Origin of the sequence: Candidatus Methylobacter oryzae (assembly GCF_003994235.2) — a bacterium.
Taxonomy (GTDB): domain Bacteria; phylum Pseudomonadota; class Gammaproteobacteria; order Methylococcales; family Methylomonadaceae; genus Methylobacter_A; species Methylobacter_A oryzae.
In genome coordinates, this window is sequence record NZ_RYFG02000116.1 from 36,829 (window position 1) to 53,841 (window position 17,013).

Genomic DNA, 17,013 nt, shown 5'->3' on the forward strand with positions numbered 1-17,013 from the left:
GAGACGAACCAAATCGTTATAGTTTACCGTATTGTCAGACATGCGACTCGACAAGTTATTGTATTATTGAATTATAACGAAAAAATTCGGCTAATAATTGAATCCGTTTGCGGCACAGTCAATACGAGAGTTATAAGCGCTTGCATCAATCTGAAACATGGCATTTAGATAATAAGAAAATGAGGTTGACTTCGCCGTAAAGATAATTATCAAGATGATTGACAACAGCTTTGCCACTCGGCTTGATCGCGACTCGGCAAATGCCTGTCACGGTCGTAAGGTAAGGCTTTATGAACCGGTATAACGTCGTCAGGCCAATCTTTAGCCCGCTCTTCTTCATCGGCGTAATAGCGAAGATAAAGTACATTATCTTGCTCGCTGCCGCTGCTAACCAGATCGATGTGACAAGCCGAATTTTCGTCGAGTGGCATGGACGGGTTTTCTTCCCGTAACACTTCATGCCACAACTCTTCATATAGTTCGCGGCCGCTAAGATGGTCGGTGCTATAAAGGAACGTCCGCAGCATCGCCAAGCCACGTATGACTTCCCACAGCTTGGCGCTCAGTTGTGCATCGTCCAATTCTTCCGGTGCAGGCAGTTCCATCCCACCCTGCACCAGTTGGTTGAAAGACGTAGTCCACTCCGATTCCTCGAAGGCTGCCACGCGTTCCCAAAATTGCTCGCGCACCTCTTGAGGCATTGCTTCCGATTCGAAAAACGACACATCTCTATCCACGAATTCTTCGGCCCTGCGTTGCAAATCCTGAATATAGTCCTGTCTATCGGTGTTTTCTTTGGCTTTTATGATCTTTTTTGACATTGTTGCAATCTCCGGAATTGAGTTGGGGTCACGTTAAGATGCCTTCGCACTATTTTTATACGTTGAACACAATCGGATCCAGAACATTTTCTAAGCTAGTGCACTTAAAATTTCCCGGCTAAATTTCTGGACATGACTTAGATTAGTAATTATCCTCACCTGCTACCGGTATAGCCGAATTGTAACTTTATACCGGGCGCGGTAAACCGGCGCCCTGGATTTTTGCTAGGCCGGTACTCTATATACCTAACGGCTACTATATTTTTGCAAAGAAAGGATATCCCTCAATGAGTACCACAGAAATATTTTTTATTGCTCTTTTTATTATTTTTACTTTTCCTTATTTAGTGTGGCGCTTGGGTTCTCTCGATTATTACGCCCCACTGGTAGTCGTGCAAATCATTGGCGGTATCTTGCTGGGACCTGGAATATTGGGCCATGCCTTTCCCGATATTTACAGTTTTATTTTCAATAAACAAGTCATCCAATCTTTAAACGGTCTCGCTTGGTGGGGAGTATCCTGTTTCGTAATGCTTGCGGGCATTGAGATGGATTTACGCCAGGCGTGGATCAATCGTAGGGAAAGTACCATCACCGCCGGCTTTGCCTTGGGAACGCCGTTATTGTTCGGTTGTATAGCCGCCTTAGGTTTTTTGCAATTTCCCGGCTGGCTTGGCGCCGAAGGCCGGCCGTGGCAGTTTATCCTTGGTGTCGGCATGGCCTGCGCAGTCACGGCCTTGCCTATCTTGGTTCTGTTGATGGAAAAGTTGGAAATTTTGCGCCAGCCTATCGGCCAACGCATTTTGCGCTATGCAAGCTTAGACGACATCGCTATCTGGGGAGTATTGTCGGTTGTATTAATGGATTGGGACCGCTTGGGTAAACAAGGCGCGTTCCTGGCCGGTTATGCTGTCTGCGCTTATTTGATCAGGAAGCTGATTGCTTGGCTGCCGCCCCAGGACCGCTGGTATATATTGTTTATTTGGTTACCTTTGTGCGCTTTTTTTGCCGACTGGTCCGGCCTGCACTTTATGGTGGGTTCGTTTTTGGCGGGCGTTGTAATCGACCACCACTGGTTCGAACAAAAACAAATGGATTTAATGCGCAATCATGTCCTAATGGTCGTCATGCCGGTATTTTTCCTCAGCACCGGGCTAAGGACCAACTGGCAATTGGGCGGCACTGTCGTATTACTCGGTGCCGCGGTCCTGTTGTTTGTCTCGGTGGCGGGCAAATTGATCGGTCTGCGCATGGCCGGTTGGGCGCTAAAATGGGAAAAAGGCGAAGCTTCGCTGATTGGTTGGCTGCTGCAAACCAAGGCGCTGATCGAGATCATCTTTGCCAACGTGCTGCTGGATAAACATATTATCACCGATGAAACTTTTACCGCTTTGTTGCTAATGGCCGTGAGCAGCACCATGCTGACAATCCCTGTCGTAAACCCGATGCTGAAACGCCTAAAGTCCGTTATTTTCAAAACAGTGAAAAGCGAACCTGTACATGCTTCGGAGCCGCTACCTGACTTTACCAATAAGCATAAGAAGATGGGTTAGCATCAACAACTGCGGCTGGGTATATTAAGAGTTCACCGCCCAGCCGCCGCCAAACGCCTTGTATATATTGATGCGCGCTTGCAATGCGCCGCTACGGCTTGACGCCAGAGCGATCTCAACATTAAGTAAGTTACGTTGCGCGTCCAATACTTCGAGGTAACTGGTAAGACCATTGTCATAGCGCAGCCATGCCAATTTTAAGTATTCACGTAAGGCGACGACTTGGCTGCTTAAGGCTTGAACTTGCTCTTGCGTCTTGCTGTTGTCCACCAGCGCATCTTCGGTTTCTCTAAAGGCTTGCAGCAGTGTGTTTTGGTAAGTAAATAATGCCTGTTGTTCACGCGCTTCGGCGGCTTTTACCTGACCTGCAATTTTGCCGGCGTTAAATAACGGCATGGCTAAGCCAACGCCGTAACTCCACAGTCCGGCAGGCCCCGATAATAGGCGGCTAAAGTCCGCGCTAGAGCTGCCGAGTTCCCCGGTAATGGTGAACTTAGGAAAATACTGGCCTCTGGCAACGCCGATATTGGCATTGGCGGCAATTAAATTTTGTTCGGCTTGCCGTATGTCCGGGCGACGGGTTAATAATTCGGACGGCAGACCCGCCGGTATAGCCGGCGGATGCAAATCACCTAACGCTAAACCGCGTTTTATCGCGTCGGGATTATGGCCCAATAATACGCTCAATTCATGTTCTTTTTGCGCCACCAGTTTTTCCAACGACGGAACCAATGCCGCGGCATTATAGACTTCCGATTCCGCTTGTCGCACCTGGGCTTCTGAGTTGAGCTCGTTTTCAAAACGCGCCTTGACGATACGAAGAGCCTCGTTACGATCGACCAGTGCTCGTTTGGCGATTTCCAGGCGCAGGTCAAGTTCGCGTAATTGCACATAAGAACGAGCCACGCTGGTGACAAGAGTAAGCACCACGGTATGACGGACCTCTTCCTGTGCGAATAGGCCCGCGCGGGCGGCTTCCGTGGCACGGCGCAATTTTCCCCAAACATCGATTTCCCAGGACAGGTTCAACGATGCTTGAATGCTGTTGAATTCGGGCGTATCGCTGGCACCGAATTCGGCACTGGAAAGCTTTTGGCGTTGGCCCGATGCGTCGCCGGCAATTTGTGGAAATAAATCCGCGCGGGTAACCCGGTATAAGCCCAAATATTCTTCCACTGTCGCCGTGGCTATTTGCAGGTCTTTGTTATACAACAACGCCTGTTCTATCAGTTGCGTCAGTTGGGGATCGCCAAATTGCTTCCACCATTGCCTGTCATTGGCTGAGACGGTTTCGGCGGGAGCAAAACGCCAGGTTTTCGGGGAAATGGTCGTTGGTTGTTGGTAATCAGGGCCGACCATAAAACAGCCGGTTAGGCTCAAAGGCAATAATAAAGAAATGGTAGTACGCCGCATGATTAGATTTCCTCTTTTTCAACAATGCTATTTGCCCTGGCCCTTTCCAACAGCACAAAAAACAACGGCACGAAGAATATCGCCAATAAAGTGGCGCTAACCATGCCCCCCATAATGCCGACGCCGATTGAATGACGGCTGTTTGCGCCTGCACCGGTGCTAAGAACCAAAGGCAATACGCCAAGAATAAACGAAAAGGAAGTCATCAGGATCGGGCGAAAGCGCAGCCGGCAGGCCTCCAGCGCGGCCTCCAGCGCACTCATGCCCTGTTCTTGTTTAAGCGCGGCAAACTCGACAATCAGTATCGCGTTTTTGGCGCTCAACGCAATCAGCGTCACCAAGCCGATTTGGAAATAAACATCGTTCTCCATATGGTAGATCCAGACTAACAAAAAGGCGCCGAACAAGCCGAAAGGCACGGCCAACATGACGGCGAAAGGCAGTATCAGTCTTTCGTATTGAGCCGCCAAAATCAGGAATACCATAACGATACCGTAGGCGAACGCAGATACGGAAGAGCTGCCGGCGGCCTTTTCCTGGAAGGATTGACCGCCCCAAGCAAATGTCATGTTGTCCGGCAGGGTTTCCTGTGCCGCTTGCTCCATGGCCAGCATGGCTTGGCCGGAGCTAAAGCCGGGTGCCGCGTTGCCGTTGATACGGGCTGCGGAGAAACCGTTGAAACGGCTGATAGAGTTGGGACCGCTGGCGTAATGCATGGAGACCAAGCTGGTAAGCGGCACCATTGCGCCGGAGCGGCTGCGGACAGACGCTTTTTCAATATCCTCGGGACGGCTGCGGTATTGCGCCTCCGCCTGCAACAAAACCTTATACGTACGCCCGAACTTATTGAAATCGTTAACGTAGGTGGTATTGAAAAGGCCTTGCAACGTATCGAACACATCGCTGATGGGTACGTCCATATCCCAGGCTTTTTGTCTGTTTACGCTAATGCCTAACTGTTGCGAGTTAGCGTTAATCGACGAAGATAAACGTTGTAATTCAGGGCGCTGGCTCGCTTTGGCGATAACTTTTTGGGTCATATTCTCCAGGTCGACGGTATTGCCCTCGCCCTGATTCAGTATCCAGAACTCAAAACCGCCGACCATGCCAAGCCCTGGAATAGATGGCGGATTCACGGGCATTACAAATGCCTCCTTGATGCTGAAGAGTTGGCGCCTCAAACTATTGAGCACATTTTCCGCTTGCAGTTCGGCGGAGGCCCTGTCTTTCCAATTTTTCAAGGTAAGAAACAACACCCCGGCATTGGACGCGTCGCCGCCATCCATCATGTTCATACCGGCAATAGACGCTATATCGCGTACTGCCGGACTTTGTTTTACGATGTCCTCGACTTGCTTCACTACTGCGTTAGTACGGTCCAGGCTGGCGGCATCGGGTAGTTTGACGATGGTAAATAAAGTGCCTTGATCTTCCGGAGGAACAAAACTGGTCGGAATTATCTTAAACAAACCAACAATGACTGCCACCATGCCCAGGTACAGCAACAGGCCGATACCGGCATGCCGTAACAGCCAGCGGATACCGGCAAGGTAATACTGGGTGAACTTTTCCAGCAGGTTATCGAAACTTTGGAATAGGCGCGGTTTATTTTCCGTATGCTCGGAACAGTTGATCAGGATTGCTGCAAGTGCCGGACTCAGCGTCAAGGCGACGATAGCGGACAAAGTAACCGAAATGGCGATAGTGATCGCAAATTGTTTGTAGAGCTGTCCTGTCATGCCGCCGAGGAACGATACCGGTAGGAACACGGCGATCAGCACCAGCGTAGTGGCGATCACCGGGCCCGCTACTTCGGATAGAGCGTGAGTAGCCGCTTCCCTGCCCTTCAAACCCAGTTCGCGCATATTGCGTTCGACGTTTTCGATCACTACGATCGCATCGTCGACCACCAATCCAATGGCCAGCACCATGCCGAACAGTGTCAGCGTATTGATTGAAAACCCCAAAAAATACATGCCCGCCAACGTGCCGATCATCGATACCGGAACGGCCAGCGTCGGAATCAACGTGGAGCGCCAGTTTTGCAAGAATAAAAACACCACTGCGATTACCAGAATAATCGCTTCAAACAGCGTATGGATAACTTCCTCAATGGATATTTTGACAAACTCCGTGGTGTCGTAAGGAATTTCATAGCTGATGCCGGCCGGAAATGTAGAGGACAAACGGCTCATGGTGTCCCTGATTTGCGTCGCCACATCCAACGCATTGGCGTCGGCTTGTTGATACACCGCTATCAATGTGGTGTCTCCGCCGTTAAGCCGGGTTTTCATGTCGTAACTTTGCGTTCCCAGCTCCACCGTCGCCACGTCGCGCAAACGGATAGTCTCGCCGTTTTTATTCGAACGCAGGATAATATCTTCAAACTCTCTCGGGTCGGTCAGGCGACCTTCCGCCGCTACCGGCAAGGTGAGCACTACAGGCTGGGAAGTCGGTTTCTGGCCAATTTGGCCAACGGCGAATTGAGTATTTTGCTGTTCTATCGCGTCACGAATATCTGCAACGGTGATGCTAAGATGCGCCATCTTGTCGGGTTTCAACCAAATGCGCATCGCATAGTCGGAAGAGCCCATTGGCGCAACCTGGTTGGCTCCCGGAATCTGCTTGAGTTTATCCAGCACATGCAGGTTGGCGTAATTGCTGACAAAAGTGGGATCGTAACGGCCGTCCGATTTGATAGCCACCACCAGCAAAATACTGGAACTGGATTTGGTCACAGACACGCCGTTACGGCGCACTTCGTCAGGCAATTGCCCTTCGGCCATTTTGATCCGGTTTTGCACATCAATCTGGGCCTTATCAATATCGGTGCCGATATCGAACACCACACTCAGCGCCAACGAACCATTAGACGAACTGGTTGAGTTCATATAAAGCATATTTTCGCTGCCGTTAACTTGCTGCTCAATCGGCGCGGCGATAGTTTGAGCCACCGTTTCGGCGCTGGCGCCGGGGTAATTTGCAACAACTTGTATTTGCGGCGGGGAAATATCCGGAAACTGCGCTACCGGCAATTGACGCAAGGCCAATAGGCCCGCCATCACCATAACTATCGACAGAATCGCGGCGAAAATAGGTCTGGATATAAAAAAAGCAATGTTCACGACTGCTCACCGGCGGGCTTGTTTAAAAGTTGCGGTTTTACCGGCATATCCGGCGTCACCCGCTCCATACCCTCGACAACGACTTGCTCGCCGCTTTTTAGACCGCTTTCGATAATCCAATCGTCACTGTACCAATCGCCTATTTCAACAGGGCGAATTTCCACTTTGTTATCGGCACCGACGACATAAACGTATTTGCCTTGCGGGCCTTGCATCACTGAACGCTGGGGAACCAAAATGGTATCGGGCCGGATAGCTCCTTTTACTTTGACCTTAACAAATTGACCTGGGACAAGCATCATGTCCGTATTTTTAAATACCGCGCGAAAACCGGTAGTACCGGTTTCGACGGAATATTGTTTATCGGAAAAACTCATTTTGCCAATATGGGGATAAGTCGAACCGTCCGACAACTGAAGTATTACTTCGTATTTGTGGTTTTCGGGCATTAGCATTTTTTTATGCAGGATGGCCTCGTTAACTTTCAACTGCCGGCTTTCCGATGCACTGAATTTAACCCATATAGGATCGGTCTGGATCACTGTGGTTAATAAACCTTCTTGCCCTGGGCTGACAAGACTGCCATCTGCCTTTTTGGCCTGGCCTGCCAATCCGGTTAGCGGCGATTTAATAGTGGCGTAGTCCAAATTTAATTCGGCCGAAGTTACTTTGGCGCGTGCGGTCAGGACGGCGGCATTGGCTTGCGCCAATTCAAAAGCTGCGTCATCCACATCTTTTTGGCTAACCGCTTTTTGTGCGATCAGATTTTTAAGCCTCACCATATTGCGTTGGGCGTTATCCTGCCTGGCTATTTGCTGGGCTAAAGCGCCTTTTTCGCTTTGCAAAGCCGCGATAAAGGGACGGTCATCCAATTGAAACAGCGTTTGCCCCTCATGCACCAACCAACCTTCTTCGTAGAGGCGCTTATTCAAAAATCCTTCAACCCGGGTACGAATTTCTACTAGGCGAGAGCTTTCGGTCTGGCCGACAAAATCCCATTCTACCGGAATGGTTCGCGCCTCAATTCGTTGAATGATGGCTTCCGGCACAACATGAGGCTTTGGGGTTGCACGTTGTTCTTCGCATGAGGTCAGAATGGGGAGCAGCAGACAAGAAAACGTCCACAGAACGGGAAGGCGCAGATTGGGATTCACAACGATGTTCCTTGAAACTTAACCAGTTACAAAATTGAAATATAGGGACTTAAATACTCAAAGATCAGCTTAATGAAATATTTAATTATTATTGGGTTGTATAAAACTGTTTCCTAACAAAATACGGCGCTCAATTAGACGAATTAACACGATTTTTTGATGCTTGAATAACTCTAAATTGGGCTTCATATGGACTATTCTTGTTATTATGTTTCGGTTATTAGGTTATCCAGTATTCTTAATTCATCCGTGTAATCTAAATGAGATTTTATCAAGTAAAATGAATGCTGATTTTGGGAGTTTAGAATAAACGTTTTTTATTCAGGGGATTATTTTTACGGGGTATATGGAATCATTATTGATACTAGGTTAAGATTGCGCTGCATTTAAGTCCCTATTTTAATTTACAGCACTCTGGATATTAGGCGGAATGCTTTATAGAACTTTACGATAAAAAAATTTAAGTTGTAAATCTTGGTTACAATTCGATCGTTGCCATGTTTTAGTGATTGTAAATATAGCTCAGTTTCATTGTACTCACTAGACTATTGCCTCAATTTTTCATGTTTTTCGTTATAAGACCAGCCGAAATTAAGGTTATTTAGTCTCACCGGCTTAACTAGATAACAAAAGCAGCTTTTTAATTTAAAGAATGATAATTATGAATGAATACATAAAAAACACCCTTAAGAATGAATATGTAAAAAACACCCTTAAAGTTGCTGGGGAAGTTTTAATAACTCCGGGCATTAGCCTTTTGGGCGAAGGCAAGACTCAAGATGGTGTGATTCATGCCGGTGTGGGACTGTTAGGCAAGACTTTACTGGGTGTGCCGGGGCTATTATTAGTTGGAGCCAGTTCATTCTACCGCTCTCTGAAAGCAGACGAAAAACCGATCGAAGTAGACGGCAGCGACCGTATCAAGGATTTGAGTGAGAAGGTCCGTACAGAAATGGTTGCAGGCATGACACTTGAAGAAATCAAGGCGGGAATCCAGGAAGATATTGAGGATGCCTATTTTGAGATTCAGCAAAGCAACAAACCCGAATAAACGGAACAACAAAATGAATGAGTCTTTTTCTTTTGCAGATAGCATCTCCCTGCGTTCGGCGACTAGCGGTCGAGAGCGTTGGCAGATAAAGGCCTTGCGGCGCAAACATTTTCTGGCCCAGGCTCTGGAGCAAGAACTGCTTGCTAATGAGCATATTACTGTTGCCGAAGCCAATCCTTTCAGTGGGCGGGTTTTGGTTCTTTTTGATCCAACATATTTTAAACAAGGTACTGGCGGGTTAATCAGAGAGGCACTGTCGCGGCTAACCAAATTACACTGCGATAATGGACTGCTAGTTGAACAGGATGCGACTGTCCCTCAAATTCCTAATGACGGCAAGACCTTATTTGACTTAATTCGATCTGTCGATGGAGAGAAAAAGATACGCCGCGAAGCTATTACTTTATCGGCCCTTAATACCACCTTTAAAATCACCACGCCGTTAATGCAAGGCATGATCATGGCTTGCGGGCTTCAGGGGGGATTCTCTATCTTTTCCCGCCTGGGTTTAAATGTCCTTTCCCAAATAGCAATACTGGCCGGCGGCTACTACACCTCTGCGACATTAGAAAAGACCATCGAATATAAACGCAAACAGAAATGGACCGCCTATGCGAATATGGTAGAAGCCTCTTTGCGTCAGCGTACTTACCAACATATCCATTCATTATCGCTAACCACGCTGACAGAACAGGAATGGGGGGCCGCTGAGCTGGCTCGCTTTGTAAAAGAAGACAACGACCGGGTGAAGAAGCTTCTTGAATTCGCAGCTCCCAATCTGCTGGATAAAGGCCTTACTTTTTCAGGATGCAGCGTTCTGTTATTGGCGGTTTCACCTGTTGCGCTGTTGCTGGCAGTGATTCCGCTGCCGTTCATGTACCGGTTAACCGGAGAATTTAATCGCGAAAGCCAGGATCTTTACAAGGATGTCGGCCGCCACGAGCAGGAACTCAATCGCCGTATCACCGATAGCCTAAACGGTCTTCCTACGGTAAAAAGCTATACTGCCGAAACGTGGGAACAGAACCGCTTAAAAGAGATCAATCACAGCTATCAGTTGAGTCATCAAAAAGCTTCAAAGGAACGCACGAAGTACCATACGACACTCGAATACGGAATTTACCTGGGCATTAGTATGCCGATCATTTATAGCAGCTATAAGGCTTACCAAAAACAGTTAAGCTTTACTGTATTTACCGGCATCGCCTTCCTGCTGCCCAGGATGATCTTGTCGACCCAAGGACTCGATCAGGATTATTCTTACTACTTGGCAGCGCAAAGCTCAGCTCAAAAAATTAAGCAGCTCTTAGCCACTCAATCCGACCAATCTTCAGGCGACTCGCTGGATTTCAGCAAACTCAAGGGAGAGATTCGTTTCGAGAATGTTTCTTTCCGCTATCCAGCTCCTCCCCTGCAATCTATCCTAGAAGAAGCGTGTTCAGGGCAAGAAATCATCCTAAAGGATGAACAAGCGGAAACGCTGATACTGAACCGCGTCAATCTGACAATTCCTCCCGGAAGTACCGTCGCTTTTGTCGGAAGCTCAGGTTCAGGCAAATCCACATTGATCAAGTTACTGCTGCGTTTTTACGAACCTACTGAAGGCCGAATTCTGTTGGATGGTAAAGACATTCGTCAGATTGACGTTGCCGATTTAAGGCATGCATTGGGTTGGGTGAGCCAGGATGTTTATCTTTTTGAAGGCAGCATTGCCGATAATATCCGCTATGGAAATCTGGATGCGAGTGATAACGACGTGATACAGGTAGCAAAGCTGATCGGCGCCGACGAGTTCATCGAAGCAAAAGAACAAGGCTTTGATTCAGATGTGGGTGAGCGTGGACAGTCTTTATCGGGCGGACAACGCCAGCGTATTTCCGTCGCCAGGGCGTTGTTGAAAGATTCGCCGATTTTGATCATGGATGAAGCCACTTCTGCGGTTGATAACCTGACTGAAGCAAAAATGTATAAAGCTATTGTTGACGAACTCCCCAATAAAACGCTGATGATAGTCGCTCACCGGCTCTCAAGCGCCAGCAAAGCCGACTGTATCTATCTTTTAGAAAATGGCGAGGTGCGTGAAGTAGGAACTCACGAAGAGCTTTTAGCTCAAGAAGGGCACTATGCTCAGTTGTGGCGATTACAAATCAGCCATGAAGGGCAAAACGCTGACGAACAGATGGTTGTTTGACCGAGAGATAACTTCAGGGGCTATTTTCAATAAACCGCTTATTTTGCCGGGCATCCCACAGGGGTGCCCGGCATTGTTCTGACAATTTTCAACGCAATTTCAAAATATTCACGCGCGGCACTAAGCTTGCGTTTTCGCTAAATCGGCTTCGCTTTCAAGATTCTCAGCGAAACCGATTGTTCTTCTACAAACTCGTGCCGTTTCGATGCCCGGAAAAACAACTATCAGTTATTGATAATATCAGATAACTCATTTTCCAGAAGTGCGCTTAGCTCTTCGTCCGTTAGCGAATCCAAGTCGAGTAGGAGCTCGTCCACTTCGCTAGCAGCAGAGTCGCTCTGACTGCCTGTTGAGAGCCCTATTTGCTGACTTAAGAAATCGCCTAAAGATTCAACGGTCGGATGCTCGAATAACAAAGTCGATTGCAGAGGCATGCGTAAACTGGACTCTAGGCGATTTTTAATTTCAAGCGCCATCAACGAATCCAGTCCATTATCGAACAGTGATTTCCGGTGGTCCGTACTTTCGGAAGAGCTGTAACCGAAAACCGCATTAACAACATCTTCAATATGCTTGAGTAAGAAGTGGTGTTGTTCAGCTTCAATGACTTCTTTAAGCTGTTTAAGGAAATCATTATTGCCGGATTCTTCAGTTGTTGATTTTTCGATGAATTTTGAGAAGAAAGAGTTTTTATGTGCCGGAAATGCGCTGAAAAAGATCTCCCAATTTATCGGTGCAACACCGATTTGTGCGATGTTCGGTTCGCTGATCAGTTGTTCAAAAGCCTGCAATCCCGGTTCAATATCAATAGCTCCGAATCCCTTGCTTTCCAGGCGTTTAAGTTGCGTTGCAGCCATGCCCTCGCCTACCCAAGGCCCCCAATTGATCGACAGCGCGGGCAGCCCCGCCGATTGCCGCGAGTGGGCCAGCAAGTCCATGAAGGCGTTTCCGGCGGCGTAGTTGCTTTGTCCGGGCGAACCAACCAATGACGCAACCGAGGAAAAACAAACAAAGAAATCCAGCGGCAAATCCACCGTCAGTTCGTGCAAGTTCCAACTGCCTTGAACTTTGGGCTGCATGATTTTTTCAAAGCGCTCCGGGGATTGTTGCGTAATCACGCCGTCGTCCAATACGCCCGCCGCATGGATAATACCGTGCAAAGGAGGCATAGTTTCCTTGATGTCGTTGACGACGCGTTCAACATCCTTCCTGACACTGACATCGGCGACAGCAACATGGCATGTAACGCCGGCACGGCCAAGATCGGCAACAAAATCCTCGTTCCCCACAGCACCACGCCGCCCCATTAGCACCAAATGGCGTGCCCCATTGTCAACCAACCTCTGAGCGACCAAACGGCCTAAACCGCCAAAAGCGCCAGTAATCAGGTATGTAGCTTCTGCTGAAATTGACGAAACGTCGTCATTGCCGCTCTTACCGATCGCGAACTGGGACGGAACGAGCCGCGCCGTATGCGCTTCTCCATTACGGAATGCCAATCTGGATTCCTTGCTGTCCGAATTGAGAACTTGCACCAGAAACAAAGCGTTATCAGCTGTGTCCGCTTCCGGGTCTAAATCGATGCAGCGGCACTGAAGCTGGGGTTGTTCAAGTGAAATGACTTGAGCAAAGCCCCACATTGGCGCTTGCTCTAACCGCGACGCTTCAGGATATATGAATTGACCTCCTTGCGTGACTATCCATAACGGAATTTCCAGATTGAGGCTGTTTAATGCCTGGATCAAATACAACAGCGTTCCGCAACCGCACGTCGAGTCGGAAGATTGATCAAGCTGCAAGACATCGAGCGGCCACAGGTAAACGATTCCCGCTGAACTTCCTGCATCTTTAACAAGCTTTAACAATTCGCGGAAATCATCCGGCTGCTTGACGGATATTTGGAATTCACGATCGGAGCATTGGCGAAATTCAGTACCCGCCGAGACGGAGAAAGCATCGTGCCCTTGCGCCAACAATTTGCTTGTTAATTGCGCGCCATGGCCGGCATTATCGCCAAATATGATCCACTGCCTCGGTGAAACCGTATAGGTTTCCAACTCCGATGTTGAAGGCATCCAACGAACCTCGTTGAACCATTGCGACGTCGAGTCCTGCTCATTCTGCAAAAGCAAGGCATCCCATTTGGCTTTTTCGACCGAAACGCAGAAGAGCTCTTCGATGCTAATGACGAGCTTCCCATTGTTGTCGTAAATACTTAAATTCCCTTTCAATCCCTGCTCGTTGCTTTCGGTAATCACGGCATGACACCAAGCCTCTGTTCCGATAGTGCTGGAACGGTGGTGAACTATGATTTTAGCTATCTGTACGGGCAAGAAAACACGGTTTTGGATCCGGTTGCCGGCAGCGCAGGAAATAATACCCAACAAGGCCTGGAAACCATTGTCAAGTAAAGGCGGATAGATCTTGTAAATCCGGTCGGGCTGGCTACCTAACTCTATCCGGGCCAAAGCTTCGTTTTCAGTGTATTGAAAACTGCCGATCCCGCGAAAATCACCTTGATAGTTAAATCCCATATTGGTGAATGCTTCATAAACCTCTTCCTTGCTTTTCGATGAGGTGCATCGCTGACGAATAGCCGCTAAATCAAACTCGGGGCTTTCATTAGCCGTATGATGGCCGGCGATATTAACCGATGCGTGTTTTATCCATGTGCTCGCACCGCCCGGCGTCATTTTCTCCGAGTAGATAGAAAAGGTATTTTGCGAAAGCACCGACTGCATTCTTACAGCCTCCTCTCTCAAGACTAATGCTTTTTCGAAAGAAAAACCTTCTATCACTTGAACGCTACGGCCTTCTTTGAATACCGCAGCCAGCGCCATTTCGATAAATCCGGCACCGGGGAAAACAATCGCATCGTGAACATTATGCCCTGTTAAAAACGGGAGGTTTTCGGTCTGAATCTCCGCTTCCCAAATCGAGTCGGCCTGAGCCAATGCGATCTTGTTTCCTAGCAAAGGATGCGCTTCTTCCAGCAACAAGGTGCGTTTTGTCATATTGCCCATTCTGTCCTGAGCGGAAATCTCGCTTTCTCTCCAGTACGCTTGCCGTTGCCAAGGGTACTTCGGCAATTTTACAAATTGTCCTTGAACGATATGAGTCCAATTTACCGGATAACCTTCAGCATGGAGCGCGCCAAATGTACTGAACATCGCAGCCGTTTCGTCTTGTTGCCGCTTGATCGTGCCCAGGACGATTGCACTTTTTCTTGCGCTTAAACATTCGTTCATCGATTGCGTTAATACCGGATGCGGACCGACTTCCAGAAAAACATCGCAATCCTCCATCGCTTTAATGGTCTTAGCAAACTCTACCGGTTCCCTGACATTGTGCCACCAATAATCGGCATTGAGTTCGGTGCCTGAAATGAGGTTGCCGGTCACCGTAGAATAAAGAGGAATGACTGTTTCGTTGGGAGCGATTGATTGCAATAAGCTGATCAGCTCATCCTTAATCACGTCCATCACGACGCAATGAAATGGAACTTCGACCCTTAATGGGCGACAAAATATATTATCGGCGCTGAGCTGTTTTTCGAGGGCGTTTAGAGCATCCGACTCTCCTGCCAAGGTCACGGAAGAAGGACTATTAACAGCCGCAATGGATACTCTGTCGTTATACTTTTCAATAAGTTGAGCCGCGTCGCTTTTAGGCATCGAAACGGCAAGCATGCCGCCCATGCCGGCGGTTTTTTGTTGCAGCAGGCTGCGGTAAAAAATAACCTTAACGGCGTCCTCGAGACTCAGCGCTCCCGATATATGCGCGGCTGCGACTTCGCCGACGCTATGACCGCAAACAACATCGGGCACAATCCCGTATGACTGCCAAAGCTTAGCCAACGCGACCTCAACAGCAAAGATAGCCGGTTGGGCAAATTGAGTGGTGTTAATGCGGGTATCGGATTCGCTACGGCTTAATTCTTCCAGCAGCGACCAACTTGCATGTTGTGACAATAACCGATCGCAAGTTTCTATCGTCTCGCGAAAAAGAGCGTTCTCTGCGATCAACTGGCGCCCCATGGCCCACCACTGGGTACCCATGCCCGAAAATATAAAGGCGAGCTTTCCGCCTGTATAACGATTGCTTCCTTTAACAATAAAAGGACTGTCCTTGCCTTCAAGGAATTGGGCCGTTAAATCAAGCATCTTATCTTTGTCCGATGCAATAAATGCCACGCGCTGATCTTTGTGACCGCTTCGGTTAGCCGCGCTGAAACATATATCGGACAGGCTGTCATCAGTAGTTTCCAAATGGCTCCGAATCCCTCCGACCACGGCTTCCAGCGCCTTTGGCGTATTGGCTGAAAGCGGCAGTATGAACGGGGACGAACCGGCATCGGCTTTATTAACCGCTTCGCTTTGCGACGGTTGTCGTTGAGGGCTTTCAGCGAGAATAATGGTCGCGTTCGTACCGCCAAAACCGAAAGAATTGACACAGGCATGACGGCTACTATCCGGGTCAGCCGCCCAAGTTTCGGGAACTACTGGAACGTGCAGGTGATATTTATCGAACTCTATTTGCGGGTTAGGCATCTTAAAATGAATATTAGGCGGAATCATTTCATTCTTTAAAGACATCGCAACCTTGATCAAGCTTGCCATACCCGAGGCCGCTTCCAAATGGCCGATATTACTTTTAACGGACCCTATTACAAGATCCGTTTTGCGGTTTTCCCCAAAGACCGATCCGATCGAATTGGCCTCTATCGGGTCGCCAACAAATGTTCCGGTGCCGTGGGCTTCGACATAGGAAATTTCCTCGGCAGCGACATCGGCAAGCTCAAGAGCTTTGCGTAGAGCCGCTTTTTGCGATTTCTGATTGGGAACCGTCAATCCGTTACTTTTACCGTCTTGGTTGACGACGCTACTTTTAATAACGGCGTAAATAGAATCCCCGTCTTTTTGTGCTGCCGACAACGGCTTTAAAATGACAACGCCCGCCCCCTCGGAACGAACATAACCGTTCGCAGAAGCATCGAAACTTTTGCAACGGCCATCCGGAGACAACATCGACGCCTTGCTGGTGGCAATCGTAAATTCCGGTTTTAGAATAGCGTTGGCCCCGCCTGCAATAGCAACCTCGCATTCGCCGTTTCTAATGCTTTGGCAAGCCAGATGCAGTGCAACCAGCGAAGAGGAGCAGGCAGTGTCCAAAGTCACGCTCGGCCCGGTAAAATCGAAGACGTAGGAAATCCGGTTGGCCACTATACTCATCGAAACGCCAACCCCGGTATGCGTATCAATCAGCTCGCGATTGCTGGTGTCGAGTTGCATATTATTGTAATCATGGGTGAAAATCCCCATGAACGTGCCGACGCCTGTTCCGGCTAGCCGCTCCGTATCTATGCCGGCATCGGCAAAGGCTTCCCACGTGGTTTCCAACAAGATGCGCTGCTGGGGATCCATGCACGCCGCTTCGCGCGGGGAGATTCCGAAGAAATCAGCGTCGAATTTATCAATATCTTTAATAAACCCGCCGCAACGAGTATAAGTCTTCCCAGGTTTTGTTTTGTCTTCGTTGAAATGAGAACGAAGATTCCATCTATCTTCAGGAACCTCGGAAATGGCATCAATACCATTGATTAATAGCTCCCAATAGGCATTGGGATCATTGGCACCTCCGGGGAAACGGCACCCCATTCCTACGATTGCGATGGCTTCTGTTGTTTTCATAAAATCTTCGGTAAT

Annotated in this window: 8 protein-coding genes; 3 read left to right on the forward strand and 5 right to left on the reverse strand. The window is 48.6% G+C overall.

Annotated features, from left to right (window positions below; all coding sequences use genetic code 11):
- Positions 1–209: 209 nt before the first annotated feature.
- Positions 210–821, reverse strand: a complete 612-nt coding sequence (locus tag EKO24_RS18335) for a hypothetical protein (RefSeq protein WP_127027444.1) — start codon at positions 819–821, stop codon at positions 210–212.
- Positions 822–1,108: 287 nt separating this feature from the next.
- Here EKO24_RS18335 and EKO24_RS18340 point away from each other — a divergent pair, with 287 nt between their 5' ends.
- Positions 1,109–2,374 (forward strand): cation:proton antiporter, encoded by a 1,266-nt coding sequence (locus EKO24_RS18340; protein WP_127027445.1) that lies wholly within the window; start codon positions 1,109–1,111, stop codon positions 2,372–2,374.
- Positions 2,375–2,398: 24 nt separating this feature from the next.
- Here the strand turns inward: EKO24_RS18340 and EKO24_RS18345 are convergent, their stop codons facing one another.
- The 3 genes from EKO24_RS18345 to EKO24_RS18355 are packed head-to-tail and all read right to left on the reverse strand — an operon-like array spanning position 2,399 to position 8,066.
- Complete coding sequence (locus EKO24_RS18345; protein ID WP_127027446.1) at positions 2,399–3,787, reverse strand: efflux transporter outer membrane subunit; 1,389 nt, start codon at positions 3,785–3,787, stop codon at positions 2,399–2,401.
- 2 nt (positions 3,788–3,789) lie between these two features.
- Positions 3,790–6,912, reverse strand: coding sequence for an efflux RND transporter permease subunit (locus EKO24_RS18350; protein WP_127027447.1), 3,123 nt, complete (start codon positions 6,910–6,912; stop codon positions 3,790–3,792).
- On the reverse strand, positions 6,909–8,066 hold the full coding sequence (locus tag EKO24_RS18355) for an efflux RND transporter periplasmic adaptor subunit (RefSeq protein WP_127027448.1): 1,158 nt from the start codon (positions 8,064–8,066) through the stop codon (positions 6,909–6,911). Before EKO24_RS18355 ends, EKO24_RS18350 begins: the two co-directional genes overlap by 4 nt.
- Positions 8,067–8,727: 661 nt before the next feature.
- Here EKO24_RS18355 and EKO24_RS18360 point away from each other — a divergent pair.
- Together EKO24_RS18360 and EKO24_RS18365 are read left to right on the forward strand one after the other, a co-directional pair.
- Positions 8,728–9,117 carry a DUF6072 family protein gene (locus EKO24_RS18360; RefSeq protein WP_127027449.1) on the forward strand — a complete coding sequence of 130 codons (390 nt, stop codon included), beginning with the start codon at positions 8,728–8,730 and terminating at the stop codon, positions 9,115–9,117.
- Positions 9,118–9,130: 13 nt separating this feature from the next.
- Positions 9,131–11,308 (forward strand): ABC transporter ATP-binding protein/permease, encoded by a 2,178-nt coding sequence (locus tag EKO24_RS18365; RefSeq protein WP_161990621.1) that lies wholly within the window; start codon positions 9,131–9,133, stop codon positions 11,306–11,308.
- 224 nt (positions 11,309–11,532) lie between these two features.
- On the opposite strand, the gene EKO24_RS18370 is transcribed toward EKO24_RS18365, so the two are convergent.
- The gene (locus EKO24_RS18370) at positions 11,533–16,998 is read right to left on the reverse strand and encodes a type I polyketide synthase (RefSeq protein ID WP_127027451.1); all 5,466 of its coding nucleotides are present in this window, start codon (positions 16,996–16,998) and stop codon (positions 11,533–11,535) included.
- Positions 16,999–17,013 lie beyond the last annotated feature (15 nt).

Coding starts and splice junctions, on each gene's coding strand:
- EKO24_RS18335 (WP_127027444.1), bottom strand. CDS start 821: ATGTCAAAAAAGATCATAAAAGCCAAAGAAAACACCGATAGACAGGAC.
- EKO24_RS18340 (WP_127027445.1), top strand. CDS start 1,109: ATGAGTACCACAGAAATATTTTTTATTGCTCTTTTTATTATTTTTACT.
- EKO24_RS18345 (WP_127027446.1), bottom strand. CDS start 3,787: ATGCGGCGTACTACCATTTCTTTATTATTGCCTTTGAGCCTAACCGGC.
- EKO24_RS18360 (WP_127027449.1), top strand. CDS start 8,728: ATGAATGAATACATAAAAAACACCCTTAAGAATGAATATGTAAAAAAC.
- EKO24_RS18365 (WP_161990621.1), top strand. CDS start 9,131: ATGAATGAGTCTTTTTCTTTTGCAGATAGCATCTCCCTGCGTTCGGCG.
- EKO24_RS18370 (WP_127027451.1), bottom strand. CDS start 16,998: ATGAAAACAACAGAAGCCATCGCAATCGTAGGAATGGGGTGCCGTTTC.